The 3,629-nt window shown below is 61.8% G+C and carries 2 protein-coding genes; both read right to left on the minus strand.

The features are described 5' to 3' along the window. Positions 1-2,632 (minus strand): DUF4082 domain-containing protein (locus tag ABEA24_RS53240; protein WP_345444726.1); only part of this gene is annotated, 2,632 nt, incomplete at its 3' end. 524 nt (positions 2,633-3,156) lie between these two features. Further along, positions 3,157-3,629 (minus strand): DUF4082 domain-containing protein (locus ABEA24_RS53245; RefSeq protein WP_345444729.1); only part of this gene is annotated, 473 nt, incomplete at its 5' end.

Here is a 3,629-nt window from a genome sequence, read left to right on the forward strand (position 1 = left end):
CTGGCGTGAACACCACGTCGACCCAGTAGTTGGTGGACTGGTAGCTCCCCGTGGGGAACGTGTTCGTGGCACCGTAGGCGTACACGCCGTTCCCGCCAGAATCAGCGCTCGCCGGCGCGGTCAAAGGACCATTGATGTGCGCACTGGTGAAATACGCCTGCGTCACAGAATAATTACCCGACGACGTGAAATAAGACGCTACATACGTAGTATTCGCCGTCACCGCCACCGGGGCGGAGAAGTTCATCTGCTGCCAGCCTGACGCCGACTCGCCGGTGAAGGTCGCAGTCGCCAGCAACGTCCCGCTCGCGCTCCACAGGCTTCCCACGTGAGTGCCCGTATTCAGCGAACCCTTGTAGAACCGGATACCACTGATGGAACCATTCACAGACGCCGTGAACTTCACCCCGAGCGTGACCGGGTGAGCATCGGGATACGACTGGACAGCTGGAACAGCCGTGTCGTCCCACAGGCTGGAAGTTGGCGTGAACACCACGTCGACCCAGTAGTTGGTGGACTGGTAGCTCCCCGTGGGGAACGTGTTCGTGGCACCGTAGGCATACACACCGTTCCCGCCAGAATCAGCACTCGCCGGCGCGGTCAAAGGATAGTTATTATATGGGTTGGTGAAGTACGGCCGCGACATGGCATAATGGCCCGGCGTATGATAAGATGCGACATATGTGGTGTTCACACTGACTACCACCGGGGTAGAGAAATTCACCTGCTGCCAGCCGCTTGCTGTTTCATTGGTAAAGGTTGCTTCCGCGAGTAGCGTCCCTGTAGAATTCCATAGATGGCCGACGTGCGTCCCCGTGTTGGCCGCGCCCTTGTAGAACCTGATTCCGGTGATTTGGCCAGAGGTGGTGGCCTTGAACTTCACCCCTACTTCTACGGCCTGGGAATCGTTACTCGCCTCCACGTCTGGGACAGTCGTTGACGACCAAAGCGTGCAACATATCCCGCCTACGGTCACGTTCACTGTGGTCGGATTCGTCTGGATGTTGCCGATATCATCGACTGCGCGAACCCTGATCGTCACGGGTCCAGCGCTGGTGGGCGTCCATTGGTACTGCCAGGCGCTTCGGCCGATCGCGTGGAACCATCGTGTGCCGTCGAACGAGACTTCCACACCCCCGACGACGCCGCCCCCGGTATCGCTAGCCGTTCCCTGAATAGTGACCACCCTTCCCGCGGCCACACCGGCACCGCTCGACGGATTGATGATCGTTGACGTCGGTGGAGACGTGTCCGTCGACTGGGTCGCCGGCACCAGGCCGGGCTGTAGGCTGGCCGGCTGAGTGCCCATGTCAGCGAAGAGGTTGACCGTCGCCTGCTGCATATTGATGTCCGTCGGGCTTCCGGCCCGATCGTGAACTGCGTCGAGCCCCCACGCCCACTGGGTGGTCCCCGCTCCGAAGACGAGCGCTCCGCTGGAAGCTCGGTAAAGCACCAGGCTGTGTGTGGCGGTCCCAGCGCCGTATTGGCTCCCGTAGTTGAGCAGGAATCTGGTGTCCGTGCTCACGGTCGTTCTCGAGAACCTGACCAGTCCGGGCGGTGCGGTTGCGTCGTCGGGAGCCTCGTCCCACTCGTACCCCAGCGTTCCTGCGGGAAAGGTCGCCGTCTGGCCGGGAGGAAGATTGGCGATCGACGTGTTGCGCCACAACCGCATGTCGCTGAACTCAGCGGGGACCTGTATCGAATCGTTGGCGACCCCGTTGACCATGAACAGCGTGCCTGTCAGTGCGTTCTCCGGGCGCCCTCCGTCCGCCGGTGGGGAGTAACGCGGATCTCGCCACGTCCCCGTCCACGTCGAAGTCGGATCGAGCCTCATGTTGTTCGCGAGCGTCTCTTTGTAGCAGACGAGTGTCCTGAACGAGGTGCCGTCCGCGATGCTGTTCTCCCATCTGGTCTTCCAGAAGACTTCGTTTCCGGAGAAGAAGGTGAGGTTCACGCCGTTGCCGCGAGCGTTCTGCACGTTGTCCCGCATCTCGTTGGACCAGTATTCGTCATGGCCGGAGGACATGAAGACCTTGTGCTCGAGAATCTCCGCTCCCCGCATGGCGGTGTCCACGTCGGTGGTGTAGCTCACGTCGAACGCGTTCGCCTCGAGCCATCTGACCATCGGATATTCGGAATCGAAGAACCAGCTGTACACAGAGCTTTCTCGGGTCGTGAACGGACGGTTGTAGCTGACCTTGAACGCCCGGCCCGCCGGGGCACCTGTATAGAGGCTGTTGCCGCCGTAGGAGTTGTACGCCTGCCACGTGGCATCAGACGTCTGCACCAGAAAATCCGAGTGACGTGTGTCGTCCCTGACGACGAAGATGATCTGGCTGGCCTCACCGGTCACGTCTTCACGCACCAGCTTCGCGATGTAGACGCCGGAGACCGCGCTCGCCGGCACAGCCCATGAGGCTGATACCGCCCAGTTGCCACAGTCGATCAGGCCGGTCGTGCTGTCTGTCAGACAATCCGGCTGCGTCTGCGGCAGGGCGGCGGACGGCTGAACCGTAGCGATCAGGCGTGCTCCCAGGCCGCTGTAGTAGCCCATGCGATAGATGTCCAGGCGATAGCCGGTCGAGGGAGTCTTCACCTTGAATTGCACGGTCTCCCCCTGGGCGACACTCATTTGAGTGGCATATCCCTGGATATTTGGGGAACCTGCTCCGGAGATATCCCATTCGCTTGGCGGGTTGCCAGGAAGGCTGTTCTCGATGCAGATGACTGACGTCGGCGGGCAGGCCGCTCTACGAGCGCGAGCTCCGCTCTTGGCAATTCGGCTGTTTCTCAGGGGTGGTGCGGGAAGGGCTGAGCGCATGTCGGCGGACGCGGCGACCGGTACGTTTCTCAATGACGACGCCGGTGGTGTCCGCGAACCACTCACGACCTGAGAGACGTGCTCAGCAGGCTTGGGTGTGGACGCGCGCGAAGGACTGGAAACGCCGCGGAACAGACAGAGCAGGACGACCAGACTGTTCCCGCAAGCGATCCAGAGCCTCAGGCGCCGCCTCCGCGATAGCCCTCGCCTGTTCGCACCGTCTCGCACCTTCGATCTGCTCAATTTATTAGTCCTCGGTCACATCCAGATCTGCCGCCAGATCTCGCGCGGGAAGGCGGTGGAGCGTCTTGACCATCTGCCGCAGCAGATCCGGCTCACACGCCCCGATCCGCCCGGCGAACCAACCCGCAGGGTCCACACTGTTGGCTGCGGCCGTCGCGTTCGGAAGCCTCGCCGGACGAGGGCCGGAGGGAGCGCCGGACACTCCCGGCCGAGAATGTGATGCTCACGTCGACCCAGTAGTTGCTGGCCTGGTAGGTACTCCTCGGGAAGGAGTTGCTGGCGCCATACGTATAGACGCCGTTGCCCTCCTCGGCACCGTTAGCCAGCGCAGTGAGCGGCCCGTTCACGTATTGAGAGGTGAAATACGGACGGCTTACCGAATACCGCCCGGACGTCGTGTGATAGGAAGCAACATACGTAGTGTCGGCAGCGATGGCGACCGGTGCCGTGAAGTTCATCTGCTGCCAGCCTGACGCCGACTCGCCGGTGAAGGTCGCAGTCGCCAGCAACTGACCGGATGAGGTCCATAGCGTCCCTGTATGCGTGCCCGTGTTCAATGAGCCCT

The organism is Actinoallomurus vinaceus, assembly GCF_039542055.1.
GTDB classification, from domain to species: domain Bacteria; phylum Actinomycetota; class Actinomycetes; order Streptosporangiales; family Streptosporangiaceae; genus Actinoallomurus; species Actinoallomurus vinaceus.